This window comes from Nocardia sp. NPDC050799 (assembly GCF_040654015.1).
Classification (GTDB): Bacteria; Actinomycetota; Actinomycetes; order Mycobacteriales; family Mycobacteriaceae; genus Nocardia.
In genome coordinates, this window is record NZ_JBFAHF010000021.1 from 20,158 (window position 1) to 34,900 (window position 14,743).

The 14,743-nt window shown below is 68.4% G+C and carries 13 protein-coding genes; all 13 read left to right on the forward strand.

The genetic code is table 11. From position 1 onward, the window contains the following. Positions 1–183 precede the first annotated feature (183 nt). The 13 genes from AB0H42_RS21695 to metK all read left to right on the forward strand — a co-directional run bounded on the left by AB0H42_RS21695 (position 184) and on the right by metK (position 14,733). Positions 184–1,062 (forward strand): alpha/beta fold hydrolase, encoded by an 879-nt coding sequence (locus AB0H42_RS21695; RefSeq protein ID WP_357058390.1) that lies wholly within the window; start codon positions 184–186, stop codon positions 1,060–1,062. A 269-nt stretch (positions 1,063–1,331) separates the two neighbouring features. Next, a complete protein-coding gene (gene pyrR / locus AB0H42_RS21700) occupies positions 1,332–1,964 on the forward strand; it encodes a bifunctional pyr operon transcriptional regulator/uracil phosphoribosyltransferase PyrR (protein ID WP_357058393.1) in 633 nt (210 codons plus the stop codon). Further along, on the forward strand, positions 1,961–2,917 hold the full coding sequence (locus AB0H42_RS21705; RefSeq protein ID WP_357058394.1) for an aspartate carbamoyltransferase catalytic subunit: 957 nt from the start codon (positions 1,961–1,963) through the stop codon (positions 2,915–2,917). Before pyrR ends, AB0H42_RS21705 begins: the two co-directional genes overlap by 4 nt. A 71-nt stretch (positions 2,918–2,988) precedes the next feature. After that, complete coding sequence (locus tag AB0H42_RS21710; protein ID WP_357058396.1) at positions 2,989–4,311, forward strand: dihydroorotase; 1,323 nt, start codon at positions 2,989–2,991, stop codon at positions 4,309–4,311. Beyond that, positions 4,311–4,808: a transporter gene (locus AB0H42_RS21715; RefSeq protein ID WP_357058398.1), complete on the forward strand. Its 498-nt coding sequence runs from the start codon at positions 4,311–4,313 to the stop codon at positions 4,806–4,808. Before AB0H42_RS21710 ends, AB0H42_RS21715 begins: the two co-directional genes overlap by 1 nt. Further along, on the forward strand, positions 4,805–5,923 hold the full coding sequence (gene carA, locus AB0H42_RS21720; protein WP_357058400.1) for a glutamine-hydrolyzing carbamoyl-phosphate synthase small subunit: 1,119 nt from the start codon (positions 4,805–4,807) through the stop codon (positions 5,921–5,923). Before AB0H42_RS21715 ends, carA begins: the two co-directional genes overlap by 4 nt. Further along, complete coding sequence (gene carB, locus AB0H42_RS21725; RefSeq protein WP_357058402.1) at positions 5,923–9,282, forward strand: carbamoyl-phosphate synthase large subunit; 3,360 nt, start codon at positions 5,923–5,925, stop codon at positions 9,280–9,282. The genes carA and carB overlap by 1 nt, the downstream gene beginning before the upstream one ends. An 11-nt stretch (positions 9,283–9,293) precedes the next feature. After that, a complete protein-coding gene (gene pyrF / locus AB0H42_RS21730) occupies positions 9,294–10,118 on the forward strand; it encodes an orotidine-5'-phosphate decarboxylase (RefSeq protein WP_357058404.1) in 825 nt (274 codons plus the stop codon). 611 nt (positions 10,119–10,729) lie between these two features. Beyond that, positions 10,730–11,050 carry an integration host factor, actinobacterial type gene (gene mihF, locus AB0H42_RS21735; protein ID WP_030521477.1) on the forward strand — a complete coding sequence of 107 codons (321 nt, stop codon included), beginning with the start codon at positions 10,730–10,732 and terminating at the stop codon, positions 11,048–11,050. Positions 11,051–11,070: 20 nt separating this feature from the next. After that, positions 11,071–11,643 carry a guanylate kinase gene (gmk, locus tag AB0H42_RS21740; protein ID WP_357058406.1) on the forward strand — a complete coding sequence of 191 codons (573 nt, stop codon included), beginning with the start codon at positions 11,071–11,073 and terminating at the stop codon, positions 11,641–11,643. A gap of 61 nt (positions 11,644–11,704) precedes the next feature. After that, a complete protein-coding gene (gene rpoZ, locus AB0H42_RS21745; RefSeq protein WP_357058408.1) occupies positions 11,705–11,986 on the forward strand; it encodes a DNA-directed RNA polymerase subunit omega in 282 nt (93 codons plus the stop codon). A gap of 40 nt (positions 11,987–12,026) precedes the next feature. After that, on the forward strand, positions 12,027–13,247 hold the full coding sequence (gene coaBC, locus AB0H42_RS21750; RefSeq protein ID WP_063061121.1) for a bifunctional phosphopantothenoylcysteine decarboxylase/phosphopantothenate--cysteine ligase CoaBC: 1,221 nt from the start codon (positions 12,027–12,029) through the stop codon (positions 13,245–13,247). A gap of 274 nt (positions 13,248–13,521) precedes the next feature. Further along, positions 13,522–14,733: a methionine adenosyltransferase gene (gene metK, locus AB0H42_RS21755; RefSeq protein ID WP_357058410.1), complete on the forward strand. Its 1,212-nt coding sequence runs from the start codon at positions 13,522–13,524 to the stop codon at positions 14,731–14,733. Positions 14,734–14,743 lie beyond the last annotated feature (10 nt).

Consider the following 14,743-nt stretch of genomic DNA (forward strand, 5'->3'; position numbering starts at 1 on the left):
CTTTGTGGCTCGTCCCGTCCCGCCGCGGGTGGCCGCTGCCCGCAATGCAGGGCCCCGGACCGGCCGGCGTGGCCCCCGCTGAGGCGGAGTCGGCCGCCCGCCCGTCCCGTCCGGACGGGACGGAACGCAGCAGGAAACAACACCGGCGCGACCGGTGCGTCTACAGAAGAGGACACCCGCCCCATGCACGATGTGAATATCTGGAGTGAAGAATTCGGCACCGGGACGGATACGCCGATCCTGTTGATCATGGGGTCGATGTCGCAGGGCATTCTGTGGCCGGACGAGTTCGTCGGCCGCCTCGTCGCCGGGGGTCGCCGGGTCATCCGGTACGACCACCGCGACACCGGCCGGTCGGGCACCGTCGATTTCGCGGCGCATCCGTACACGTGGAGCGAAATCAAGAACGACGTCTATCGCGTGCTGGACGCGCACGACCTGCGGAGCGCGCACCTGGTCTGCCACTCGGCGGGTGGGCTGCTCGGCCAGTTCATCGCCGTCGAGCGGCCGGAGCGGGTGCGCTCGCTGACCGTTATCGGTTCCTCGCCGCTCGGCGGCGGCGAAGGCATGGTCCTCATGCGGTCGCTGCTGGGGGAGCCGCAGCCCGAGGGGAGCCTGCCGGAGCCGACGCCGGAGTTCGTCGCGTTCTACCGCGCGCTGCTGGCCGCCGCCCCACCGGACAACCGGCACGACCGGATCGAGGGCATGGTCGCCGAGCAGCGCGTGCTGCACGGCACCGGGTTGCCGTTCGACGAGGACGCGGCACGCCGGCTGCAGGAGCGGATCCACGACCGCGCCCGCGATTTGTCGGCCGTAACCAACCACCGGCTGGCCGCGGCGGCGCAGCCGGACTTCGAGCCGGTGGGCGTGCTGTACCGAGTGCAGGCGCCCACGTTGGTCGTGGAAGGCAGCCACGAGCCGGCCAAACCGGGCCACGGCGCGCTCATCGCCGAACAGATCCCCGGGGCACAGCTGCTGATCATGGCGGGTCTGGGGCATACGCTGCCGCCGGAGGTGCACGAGGAGCTGGCCGCCGCCGTCCTCGCGCAGACGGAGGAATGAGGATCACCGGTTTTCGCCGGCCAACCCGGCCGGCAGTTCGACCGTGCGGTCCTGTTCGGCGGCGGTGCCGAAAGGGGTCATCATGAATACGGTGACCCCGGTATCGTCGAGCCGGGCCGACGCCCGTGCGCACCACCGCCGGGCGTGGTCCCGTTCACACTTGGAGGCAGGTCCTCACCTGGTGAAAGTCCCCGCTCGGCGGCTGATAGGCTGCTCGGCGTAAGACATCCTTTAACGGACCGTCCAGTGAGGCGGGGAAGGAGGTCGGTATGGCCGTGCCCGAAGAACGCGGTGCTGCCGAGGCGACGTCACCTCCCGAGCGGCATACCCCGGAATGGGTCGCGACAGGGCGCGAACTGCTCTCCGCCTCCGATGTCGGCCGCACCATCGCGCGGATCGCACACCAGATCATCGAACGCACCGCCCTGGATTCGGGCGATGCCGGCACGCCCCGGGTAGTGCTCATCGGTATTCCGACCCGCGGTACCACCCTCGCGCATCGGCTCACCGACAAGATCGAGGAATTCTCCGGAGTCCGGCCCGCGCTCGGTTCGCTCGACATCACGCTCTACCGCGACGATCTACGCACCAAGCCGCATCGGCCGCTGGAACGCACCTCGGTGCCGGAAGGCGGGATCGAGGACGCGCTGGTCGTACTCGTCGACGATGTGCTCTTCTCCGGACGCACGGTGCGCTCCGCGCTGGACGCGCTGCGGGATCTGGGCCGGCCGCGCGCCGTCCAGCTGGCGGTCCTGGTGGACCGCGGCCACCGCGAACTACCGATCCGCGCCGATTTCGTCGGCAAGAACGTGCCCACCGCGCGCACCGAGGACGTCTCGGTGCTGCTGTCCGAACACGACGGCCGCGACGGGGTTTTCCTGCATCAGGGGGAGGGACAGTGAGACATCTTCTGACGGTGACCGATCTGGATCGCGACACCGCCACCGAGCTGCTCGACGAGGCCGAACGGTTCGAACAGGCGCTGCTGGGCCGCGAAGTGCGCAAACTCCCCACCCTGCGTGGGCGCACGGTGATGACGGTGTTCTTCGAGAACTCCACTCGCACCCGGGTCTCCTTCGAGGTCGCGGGCAAATGGATGAGCGCAGATGTGATCAATGTGAGCGCGAGCAGCTCCTCGGTGGCCAAGGGAGAGTCGCTGCGCGATACCGCGCTCACCCTGCACGCCGCGGGTGCCGACGCGCTCATCGTGCGGCATCCCGCCTCCGGCGCGGCCCATCAGATCACCCGCTGGTTCGAGGACTGGTCGCGGCAGTCGGGCAGTTCGGTCCCCGCGGTGATCAACGCCGGTGACGGCACCCATCAGCACCCCACCCAGGCGCTGCTCGACGCGCTGACCCTGCGTCAGCGGCTCGGCGATATCGCCGGTAAACGAGTGGTGATCGTCGGCGATATCCTGCACAGCCGGGTGGCCCGGTCCAACGCGTTCCTGCTGTCCACGCTCGGCGCGGAGGTGGTGCTCGTCGCGCCGCGCACGCTGCTGCCGGTAGGCGTCGAGGGCTGGCCGGTGCGGGTCTCGACGGACCTGGATTCCGAACTGCCCGGCGCTGACGCCGTCCTCATGCTGCGGGTCCAGGCGGAGCGGATGAACGGCGGATTCTTCCCGTCGGCCCGCGAGTACGCGATCCGCTACGGCCTCTCGGAGCGCCGGCTGGCGCTGCTCGACGAACAGGCGGTGGTGCTGCACCCCGGCCCGATGCTGCGCGGTATGGAGATCGCGTCGTCGGTGGCCGATTCGCCGCGCGCCGCCGTATTGCAACAGGTGACGAATGGAGTCCATATGCGGATGGCGGTGCTGTTCCGCCTCCTGGTCGGAGTGCAGGAGGCCGCGGCGTGAGCGAGTCGGGCCCGGAGGCGGCAGCGGAGCGTAACCACGGAGGGCCCTCGCGCGCGCCCGGAGGACACAGCGTGAGCGATAACGTGCTGATCACCGGGGTGCGGCCCTACGGCGAGGGCGAGCCGGTGGATGTGCTGGTCGCCGGCGGCGTGATCCGGCAGATCGGGACCGGCCTGCAGGCCGAGGACGCCGAGATCGTCGACGGCGCCGGGCAGGTGCTGCTGCCCGGATTCGTGGATCTGCACACCCACCTGCGCGAACCCGGCCGCGAGGACACCGAGACCATCGAGTCCGGTTCCGCCGCCGCGGCGCTGGGCGGCTACACCGCGGTCTTCGCCATGGCCAACACCTCGCCGGTCGCCGATACCCAGGTGGTCACCGACCATGTCTGGCGGCGTGGGCAGGAAGTCGGGCTGGTCGATGTGTACCCGGTGGGCGCGGTGACCGTGGGCCTGGCCGGCGCGCAACTCGCCGAGATGGGCACCATGGCCAGCGGCGTGGGCGCGGTACGCATGTTCTCCGACGACGGGCACTGTGTGCACGATCCGCTCATCATGCGGCGCGCGCTGGAGTACGCCCGCTCGCTGGGCGTACTCGTCGCACAGCACGCGGAGGAGCCCCGGCTCACCGCCGGGGCGGTGGCGCACGAAGGACCGACCGCGGCCCGGCTGGGTCTGGCGGGGTGGCCGCGGGCCGCGGAGGAATCCATCGTCGCACGCGACGCGCTGCTGGCCCGAGACGCGGGCGCACGGGTCCACATCTGCCATGCTTCCACAGCCGGCACCGTGGAATTGGTGAAATGGGCGAAAGCGCAAGGTATTTCGATCACCGCCGAGGTTACGCCCCATCATCTGCTGCTGACCGACGCCCGCCTGGAAACCTACGACGCGGTGAACAAGGTGAACCCGCCGCTGCGCGAGGGATCCGATACCGAGGCACTGCGGCAGGCGCTGGCGGCCGGCATCGTGGACTGTGTCGCCACCGATCACGCCCCGCACGCCGAACAGGACAAATGCTGCGAGTTCGCCGCGGCCAGGCCCGGGATGCTGGGCCTGGAGACCGCGTTGTCCATCGTGGTGGAGACCATGCTGCGGCCCGGTCTGCTGGACTGGCGCGGGGTCGCCCGGGTGATGAGCGAACGGCCCGCCGAGATCGTCGGCCTCGACGACCAGGGCCGCCCGATCGCCGAGGGTGAGCCCGCCAACCTGGTACTGGTCGACCCGGAGGCCACCTGGACCGTGCAGGGCGAAGACCTCGCGAGTATCGCGAGCAATACCCCCTACCAGGCTATGACGCTACCGGGACGGGTCACCACCACACTGCTGCGCGGCCGGATCACCGCCCGCGACGGGGTGGCCGCCGCACCCGCGGGTGTACGAGTAGGAGAGCGTTGATGGAGCGGACACTGTGGGTTATCGGCTGCGTTCTGTTGTGGGCGCTGTTCGTCTACCTGATGTACCGGGGCTGGCGTCACCGTGCGGCCCGGCAGGCCGACCGCATCGGCGACCTGCCCCCGGTACCGGAGGAGACGGGCGCGCAGGTCCTGGATCCGACCACCGGCCTCTACCTCGGCAGCACCATCGCGCCGAGCTGGCAGGACCGGATCGCGGTCGGTGACCTCGGCTTCCGCGCGACCGCGGAGCTCACCCGCTTCGAACACGGAATCCTGCTGGAACGGCAGGGCGCGTCCGCGATCTGGATTCCGGAGGAGTCCATCTCCGTGATCCGTACCGAGCGTGGACACGCGGGCAAGGTCATGAGCGAGGGCGGAGTACTGGTCATCCGCTGGACGCTGCCGAGTGGGACCGAGATCGACACCGGGTTCCGCGGCGACGACAAAACGGTGTATCCGGCCTGGGCGCGGGCAACGACGGGAGACGACGAGAGATGACGACAACAACGGACGCGGCCCTGGTTCTGGAAGACGGACGGGTTTTCCGTGGCACCGCCTACGGCGCGGTGGGCCAGACCCTCGGCGAGGCGGTGTTCTGCACCGCGATGACCGGATATCAGGAAACCCTCACCGACCCCAGTTATCACCGGCAGATCGTGGTGGCCACCGCCCCGCAAATCGGCAATACCGGCTGGAACGACGAGGACGACGAATCCCAGCAGATCTGGGTCGCGGGCTACGCGGTCCGCGATCCCGCGCGCCGCGCCTCGAATTGGCGGTCCAGCGGCACCCTGCCAGGACAGCTGGAACAGCAGAACATCGTCGGCATCGCCGGTATCGACACCCGTGCGGTGGTGCGGCATCTGCGCAGCCGCGGCTCGATGAAAGCGGGGATCTTCTCCGGCCCGGCGCTCGCCGATACCGAGGAACTGCTCGCCCGGGTCACCGGCCAGCCGTCCATGCTGGGCGCCGATCTCGCCGGTGAGGTCACTACCGACCGGATCTACACCGTGGAACCGGAAGGCACTCCCCGGTTCACCGTGGTCGCCGTCGACCTGGGGATCAAATCCAACACCCCGCGGATGTTCGCCGCGCGGGGCATGCGGGTGCACGTGGTCCCGTCCTCGACGAGCCTGGACAAGATCCTCGAACTGAAACCCGACGGCGCGTTCCTGTCCAACGGTCCGGGCGACCCGGCCACCGCCGATACCGCCGTCGCCCTGACCCAGGGCATTCTCGACAAAGGGCTGCCGCTGTTCGGTATCTGCTTCGGTAACCAGATCCTGGGCCGGGCGCTGGGTCGCGGCACCTACAAGATGAAATTCGGGCATCGGGGAATCAATATCCCGGTCATCGAACACGACACCGGCCGCATCTCCATCACCGCGCAGAACCACGGGTTCGCGCTGGAGGGGGAGCGCGGCGAGCAGTTCGACACCCCGTTCGGCAAAGCCGAGGTCAGCCACGTCTGTGCCAACGACGGTGTCGTGGAGGGGGTACGCCTGATCGACGGCCGCGCCTTCTCCGTGCAATACCACCCGGAAGCGGCCGCCGGACCCCATGACGCCGCGTACTTGTTCGACCGGTTCTCCGGTCTTATGGAGGGAGCCTGATGCCACGCCGTACCGACCTCGAACACATTCTGGTCATCGGTTCGGGCCCGATCGTCATCGGTCAGGCGTGCGAATTCGACTACTCGGGCACCCAGGCGTGCCGGGTCCTGCGCGCCGAAGGGCTGCGCGTCTCGCTGGTCAACTCCAATCCCGCGACCATCATGACCGACCCGGAATTCGCCGACTCCACCTACGTGGAACCGATCACCCCGGAATTCGTCGAAAAGGTCATCGAGAAGGAACGCCCCGACGCACTACTGGCCACCCTCGGTGGGCAGACCGCGCTGAACACCGCGGTCGCGCTGCACGAGCGCGGGGTGCTGGAGAAGTACGGGGTCGAGCTGATCGGCGCCGATTTCGATGCCATCCAGCGCGGTGAGGATCGGCAGAAATTCAAGGACATCGTGGCGCGGGTCGGCGGGGAGAGTGCCCGCTCCCGGGTTTGCTACACCATGGACGAGGTCCGCGAAACCGTCGAGGAACTGGGCTTCCCGGTCGTGGTGCGACCCTCGTTCACCATGGGCGGGCTCGGATCCGGGATGGCCTACGACGATACCGATCTCGACCGGATCGCCGGCGGCGGCCTGGCCGCCTCGCCTACCGCGAACGTGCTGATCGAGGAGTCGATCCTCGGCTGGAAGGAATACGAACTCGAGCTGATGCGCGACGGGCGCGACAATGTCGTGATCGTCTGCTCGATCGAGAACGTGGACCCGATGGGTGTGCACACCGGCGACTCCATGACCGTCGCCCCCGCTCTCACCCTCACCGATCGCGAGTACCAGAAGATGCGCGATCTGGGTATCGCGATTCTGCGTGAGGTCGGGGTGGATACCGGCGGCTGCAATATCCAGTTCGCGGTGGATCCGGCCGACGGCCGGCTCATCGTCATCGAGATGAACCCGCGCGTCTCGCGGTCCTCGGCGCTGGCGTCCAAGGCCACCGGCTTCCCGATCGCCAAGATCGCGGCCAAACTGGCCATCGGTTACACGCTCGACGAGATCGTCAACGACATCACCAAGGAAACCCCGGCCTGTTTCGAACCCACCCTCGACTATGTCGTGGTGAAGGCGCCGCGGTTCGCGTTCGAGAAGTTCCCCGGCGCCGACCCCACCCTGACCACCACCATGAAATCGGTGGGTGAGGCCATGTCGCTGGGCCGCAATTTCGCCGAGGCGCTCGGTAAAGTGCTGCGCTCGCTGGAAACCAAAGCGGCCGGGTTCTGGACCGCCGCGGACGGCAAATGGGCACCGTCCTCCACTGATCAGGCCGATATCGACGCCGCGATCGCGGAAATCCTCACGGATCTGCGCACCCCCACCGAGGGCCGGATCTACCAGGTGGAGCGCGCCCTGCGGTTCGGGGCGAGCATCGAGGACGTCGCCGCCGCCTCCGGGATCGACCCGTGGTTCGTCGCCGAGATCGCCGGACTGGTGGACCTGCGCGCGGAACTGCTCGAGACCCCCGTCCTGGACGAATCGCTGCTGCGGCGGGCGAAGTACCACGGCCTCTCCGATCGCCAGATCGCCGAACTGCGGCCGGAACTGGCCGGTGAGAGCGGCGTACGTGCCCTCCGGCACCGGCTCGGGGTGCGGCCGGTGTTCAAAACGGTCGATACCTGTGCCGCCGAATTCGAGGCCAAGACCCCATACCACTATTCGGCCTACGAACTCGACCCCGCGGCCGAATCCGAGGTCGCCCCGCAGCCCGATCGCGACAAGGTGATCATCCTGGGTTCCGGGCCCAACCGTATCGGCCAGGGCATCGAATTCGACTACTCGTGCGTCCACGCCGCGCAGACGCTGTCGGCGGCCGGCTACGAGACCGTCATGGTCAACTGCAACCCGGAAACGGTGTCCACCGACTACGACACCGCCGACCGCCTCTACTTCGAACCCCTCACCTTCGAGGACGTGCTCGAGGTCTACCACGCCGAATCCGAGTCCGGTACGGTCGCCGGGGTCATCGTGCAGCTCGGCGGGCAGACCCCGCTGGGGCTCGCGGAACGGCTCACCGCCGCCGGGGTGCCGCTGGTCGGCACCAGCGCCGCCGCCATCGACCTCGCCGAGGACCGCGGCGAATTCGGTGACGTCCTGATCGCCGCCGGGCTGCCCGCGCCCAAGTACGGCACCGCCACCACCTTCGAGCAGGCCCGCAAGATCGCGGCCGAAATCGGTTATCCGGTTCTGGTGCGCCCCTCGTACGTGCTGGGCGGTCGCGGTATGGAGATCGTCTACGATGAGCTGTCCCTCGAGGGTTATATCTCCCGCGCCACCGAACTCAGTCCCGAACACCCGGTGCTGGTGGACCGGTTTCTGGAAGATGCCATCGAAATCGACGTGGACGCGCTCTGCGACGGCGACGAGGTCTTCCTGGGCGGCGTCATGGAACATATCGAGGAAGCCGGTATCCACTCCGGCGACTCCGCCTGCGCGCTGCCGCCGATCACGCTGGGCCGCAGCGATATCGAGGCGGTGCGCCGCTCCACGATCGCGCTGGCCAAGGGGATCGGCGTCAAAGGTCTGCTGAACGTGCAGTACGCGCTCAAGGACGACATCCTCTACGTCCTCGAGGCCAACCCGCGTGCCAGCCGTACCGTACCGTTCGTCTCGAAGGCCACCGCTGTACCGCTGGCCAAGGCGGCTGCGCGGATCATGCTCGGCACCACCATCGCCGAACTCCGCGCCGAGGGCATGCTGCCCGAGGGCGACGGCGGGCATGTCCCCCTGGACGCTCCGGTGGCGGTCAAGGAAGCGGTACTGCCGTTCCACCGCTTCCGCAGTGCCGACGGGAGCCAGGTGGATTCGTTGCTCTCGCCGGAGATGAAATCCACCGGTGAAGTCATGGGAATCGACGCCGACTTCGGCACCGCGTTCGCCAAGAGCCAATCCGCGGCGTACGGATCGCTGCCCACCGAGGGCACCGTGTTCGTCTCCATCGCCAATCGCGACAAACGCGCCATGGTGTTCCCGGTGAAACGCCTGCACGATCTCGGCTTCCGTATCCTGGCCACCGCTGGAACCGCGGAAATGCTGCGCCGCAACGGGATCCCCTGCGAGCAGGTCCGCAAACACTCGGATCCGGTCTCCCCGGCGGGCGGCAGCCACACACCTCCGCAGCCGTCCATCGTGGACCAGATCCGCGACGGGGAGGTCGATATGGTCTTCAACACCCCCTACGGCAATTCCGGCCCCCGGGTGGACGGCTACGAGATCCGTAGCGCCGCGGTCGGGGTCAATATCCCCTGTATCACCACGGTCCAGGGGGCCGCGGCAGCCGTCCAGGGCATCGAGGCCAGTATCAACGGCGGGCTGGGTGTGCGGTCGCTGCAGGAATTGCACTCGGCGTTGCGCGGCTGAGGGCGCGGGCGATGACGACCACGACGTTCGGTGAGCGGCTGGCCGCCGCCATGAACACCCACGGGCCGATCTGTGTCGGGATCGATCCCCATCCCGCCCTCCTCGCGGCCTGGGGCATGTCCGAGGACGCCGACGGGCTCGAGGCCTTCGCCGAGCGCTGCGTCGAAGCCTTCGACGGAACGGTGGCGGTGGTCAAACCACAGGTCGCCTTCTTCGAGGCCTATGGCGCCGCGGGGATCGGGGTGCTCGAACGCACCATCGAAGTGCTGCGCGCCTCGGGCACCCTGGTCCTGGCCGACGCCAAACGCGGCGATATCGGCTCCACCATGGACGCCTACGCCCGCACCTGGCTCGCCGACGGCCCGCTGGGCGCGGACGCGGTCACCGTATCGCCCTACCTGGGCTTCGGTGCCCTCCGTCCCGTCCTGGAGCTGGCGCACGCCCACCATCGCGGCGTGTTCGTCCTGGCCGCCACCTCCAACCCGGAAGCCGCCCAGATCCAGCAGGCGACGGTCGGCGGCCGCACCGTCGCGCAGACGGTGGTCGACGACGCCGCCCAGCTCAACCCGGCCGGGCAGCCGGGTTCGGTGGGGGTGGTGGTCGGCGCCACGCTCACCGAGACCCCGGATCTCACCATGCTCAACGGGCCGATCCTGCTCCCGGGAGTCGGGGCGCAGGGCGGCACCGCGGAGAAGGTCCGGGCACTGCTGCCGCGCCCGCTGTGGCGGGCGGCGGTACCGAATGTCTCTCGGGACGTGCTCCGGGCAGGGCCCTCGGTCGAGGCGCTGCGCAGCCGCCTGGCGGAGTTCCAGGAGGAGTTCGCCTTCCTCCGGTGAAGTAGGCGGCGTGCGTGCTCGTGACGGGGCGTGGGCTTCGTGCAAGGGCGCGAAACGGGCTTGCGTTGCGTCGGCATTCGAGGCCCCGGGATCGGAGGTCGGCGCCACGCCCGAGGGCGCCGGGATTTTGTTTGTCGTGTCGACTCCTGAGCACACGGATGTGCCGGTCCGGCCGTCGGCTGTACGCTGTACATATTCGGACGATACGGGCGCCTCGGTGGTTGTCTCGGAGGGTCCGTGGGACCTCGTTTTTTGTTGCCGGAGCCGCTTCCGCTCGCTCAGCAGGGGCTCGGGCGAAAATTTCCCAGAAAATTCCTGGTAGGGCGGCTGGGAGGTAGCCAGCAGGTCGATCGGAAGTGTGGTTATCGCGCCGCAACTCCGGTTTGCGCTCGAAAAGCCGCTGATGGCAGGCTGTTTCGTGTGCAGGGGGGTGCAGGCCGCAGTTACGGCAAGCAGGGATGCGGGCGGGTCGGCAAGGGGGTGATACCGGGTGCGATTCATGCCCTGACCTGGGGGGTGGGTTCGCAATCCGGGGGCGTCGTGGGTACGGTCGCTGAGACTGCCGGGTAGTTCGGCAGGTTTCGATGCAGGAATGATGAGACGGAGGAACCGTGGCCCTTCCCCAGCTGACTGATGAGCAGCGCGCCGCTGCTCTGGAGAAGGCGGCTGCCGCTCGCCGTGAGCGGGCAGAGCTCAAGGATCGCCTGAAGCGCGGCGGCACCGACCTCAAGGAGGTCCTCGGCCAGGCCGAGAGCAATGAGATCATCGGTAAGATGAAGGTGCGCGCACTGCTGGAAGCCCTGCCCAAGGTCGGCAAGGTCAAGGCCGAGGAGATCATGAACGAGCTCGAGATCGCGCCGACCCGCCGGCTGCGTGGTCTCGGTGACCGGCAGCGCAAGGCGCTGCTCGCCAAATTCGATCTCGGCGCCTGACACCCTCGGTGGTCGAGAACATGACGAAGGGTCGGCTGGTTGTACTGGTCGGCCCCTCGGCCGTGGGCAAATCCACCGTGGTGCGATGTGTCCGCGAACGGCTGCCGGAACTGGTTTTCAGTGTCTCGGCGACGACACGGGACCCGCGTCCCGGTGAAGTCGACGGTCGTGACTACCGGTTCGTCAGCCGGGCCGAGTTCGACGCGATGATCTCCTCCGGCGATCTGCTCGAATGGGCGGATATCCACGGCGGGTTGCAGCGGTCCGGTACGCCGGCCGCGCCGGTGCGCGCCGCATTGTCGGCCGGGCTGCCGGTACTGATCGAGGTCGATCTCGAAGGAGCACGGTCGATCCGGCGGGTGATGCCGGAGGCCGTGCTGGTGTTCCTCGCGCCGCCCAGCTGGGAGGAACTGGTGGACCGGCTGCGCAGCCGCGGCACCGAACCGCCGGAGGTCATCGAACGCCGCCTGGCGACGGCGCGGGTGGAACTGGCCGCACGTGACGAGTTCGACACTGTGATCGTGAACGACACCGTGACCAGCGCCTGTGCGCAGTTGGTATCGTTGTTCGTCAGCACGAATTCCAATTCGTAGCCGGCTGCGCGGCCCGAGAGCCGTCGTGCAGCCAAACCCAGACCCCGCAGGAGCCTCCTCAGTGAGCAGTACGGATACCGCCGCCACGCCCGCCTACGACACCCCGATCGGCCTCACCAATCCGCCGATCGACGAGCTGCTCGACCGCACCTCGTCCAAGTACAGCCTGGTGATCTACGCGGCCAAACGGGCCCGTCAGATCAACGACTACTACAACCAGCTGGGCGACGGCATCCTCGAATACGTCGGCCCGCTGGTGGAGCCGCTGCCGCAGGAGAAGCCGCTGTCGGTGGCGATGCGGGAGATCCACAGCGATCTGCTCGAACACACCGAAGGCGAATGACCGCCGGCCGGTGATGGGCCGATAGGGCAGGAGGCGCGCTATGGCGCGGGTAGTTGTCGGGGTGGGCGGCGGAATCGCCGCATACAAGGCGTGCGCGCTGGTGCGGCGGTTCACCGAGACCGGTCATACCGTCCGGGTGATCCCCACCGAGGCGGCACTGCAGTTCGTGGGCACGGCCACCTTCGAGGCGCTGTCCGGTCATCCCGTGCACACCGGGGTCTTCTCGGATGTGCCGGAGGTGCCGCATGTGCGGCTCGGCCAGGAGGCGGAACTCGTCGTCATCGCGCCCGCCACCGCAGACCTCATGGCGCGGGCCGCACACGGGCGCGCCGACGATCTGCTCACCGCGACTCTGCTCACGGCCCGATGTCCCGTGCTGTTCGCGCCCGCCATGCACACCGAGATGTGGGAGCACGCGGCGACCGTCGCGAATGTGGCGGCTCTGCGCGCGCACGGCGCCACCGTGATGGAGCCCGCGTCCGGCCGGCTCACCGGTACCGATACCGGCCCCGGCCGCCTGCCCGAACCCGAGGAGATCTTCGGCCTCGCGTCACTGCTGCTCGAACGCCCCGACGCGATACCCCGGGACCTGGTGGGCAGGCGGGTGGTGATCACCGCGGGCGGCACCCGGGAACCGCTGGATCCGGTCCGTTTCCTCGGCAACCGCAGCTCCGGTAAGCAGGGGTACGCGCTCGCCCGGGTCGCCGCCCAGCGTGGCGCCCAGGTCACGCTCATCGCCGGCAATACCATCGAGATGGCACCGCCGGCCGCGGTCGAGCTGGTCCACATCACCACGGCCGAACAGCTGAAAACCGCGGTCGACAAGCACGCCGTCGGCGCGGATGCGGTGATCATGGCCGCCGCGGTTGCCGATTTCCGGCCCGCCACGGTGGCCGCCGCCAAAATCAAGAAGGGCAAGGACGAACCCGACACCATCGCCCTGGCCAAGAACGAGGACATCCTCGCCGGTCTGGTCCAGGAGCGCCGGGAGGGCCGGTTGCCCGGAACGGCCATCGTCGGATTCGCCGCCGAGACCGGCGACGCGGACGGCGACGTGATCACCCACGCGCGGGCCAAACTGGCCCGTAAGGGCTGCGATCTGCTGGTGGTGAACGCGGTGGGCGACGGTAAGGCGTTCGAGGTCGATACCAACGACGGCTGGCTGCTGCGCGCGGACGGCAGCGAACAGGCGCTCGACCACGGATCCAAGGCGTTGCTGGCCAGTCGCGTCCTGGACGCGCTGGGTCCCCTGCTGAGCTGAGCCCCGGGCGCCCGCGGAACCGCGGGATCCGTCTGTTGCCACGGCCGTGGCGGTGTGAGAGGTGCCCGCCGAGGGCGCGAACGCGATACGATCCAGCCCGCTCGGGGGCGCGCGTGCCGCGGAGCGGACACACACGGCCGGAAACGCGTCCAGGATGGTGTCCGAAACCCCAATTACGCCGCCCGTTCTAATAGTCTGGGAGTCCAGGGGCGTGACCGGAGCCGTGCGCTACGGTCCCTCCGGACACGAGTAACCGTTGAGGAAGAGGGAAACTGTGCGCACGTCCGGTAGCCGGCTATTCACCAGTGAGTCCGTGACCGAGGGTCATCCGGACAAGATCTGTGACGCCATCAGCGATTCCATCCTCGACTCTCTTCTGGCCCAGGATCCGCGCAGCCGGGTCGCCGTGGAAACCATGGTGACCACCGGTCAGGTGCACGTCGCGGGCGAGGTCACCACCGAGGCCTATGCGGATATCCCGCATATCGTTCGCGAGAAGATCCTCGAGATCGGATACGACTCCTCGGCAAAGGGATTCGACGGGAACTCCTGCGGCGTGAATATCGCGATCGGTGCGCAATCGCCCGATATCGCCCAGGGCGTCGACACCTCGCACGAGGCGCGGGTCGGCGGCTCCGACGACGAGATCGAACAGCAGGGCGCCGGGGACCAGGGCCTCATGTTCGGTTACGCCAATACCGACACCCCCGAACTCATGCCGCTGCCGATCGCGCTGGCCCACCGCCTGTCGCGCAAGCTCACCGAGGTCCGCAAGACCGGTGTACTGCCGTATCTGCGGCCCGACGGCAAAACCCAGGTCACCATTGAATACGAAGGTGACAGGGCGGTACGGCTGGACACCGTCGTTCTGTCCACTCAGCACGCCGCCGATATCGATCTGGACAATCTGCTGGCCCCCGATATCCGGGAAAAGGTCGTCGACGCGGTGCTGGCCGATATCGCCATCCCCGACCTGGACATCTCCGATATCCGCCTGCTGGTGAACCCCACCGGCAAGTTCGTGCTCGGCGGCCCGATGGGCGATGCCGGCCTGACCGGCCGCAAGATCATCGTCGACACCTACGGCGGTATGGCCCGCCACGGTGGCGGTGCGTTCTCCGGCAAAGACCCCTCGAAGGTCGACCGCTCGGCCGCCTACGCCATGCGCTGGGTCGCCAAGAACGTGGTGGCCGCCGGTCTGGCGGATCGGGTCGAGGTGCAGGTCGCGTATGCGATCGGCAAATCGGCACCGGTCGGTCTGTTCGTGGAGACCTTCGGTACCGAGAAGGTCGACCCGGCCCAGATCTCGTCGGCGATCACCGAGGTGTTCGACCTGCGCCCGGGCGCGATCATCCGCGACCTGGATCTGCTGCGCCCGATCTACGCGCCGACCGCCGCCTACGGGCACTTCGGTCGCACCGATATCGATCTGCCCTGGGAGCGCACCGATCGCGCGGACAAGCTGCGCGCCGCCGCCGGACTGTAAGTTCCACGTC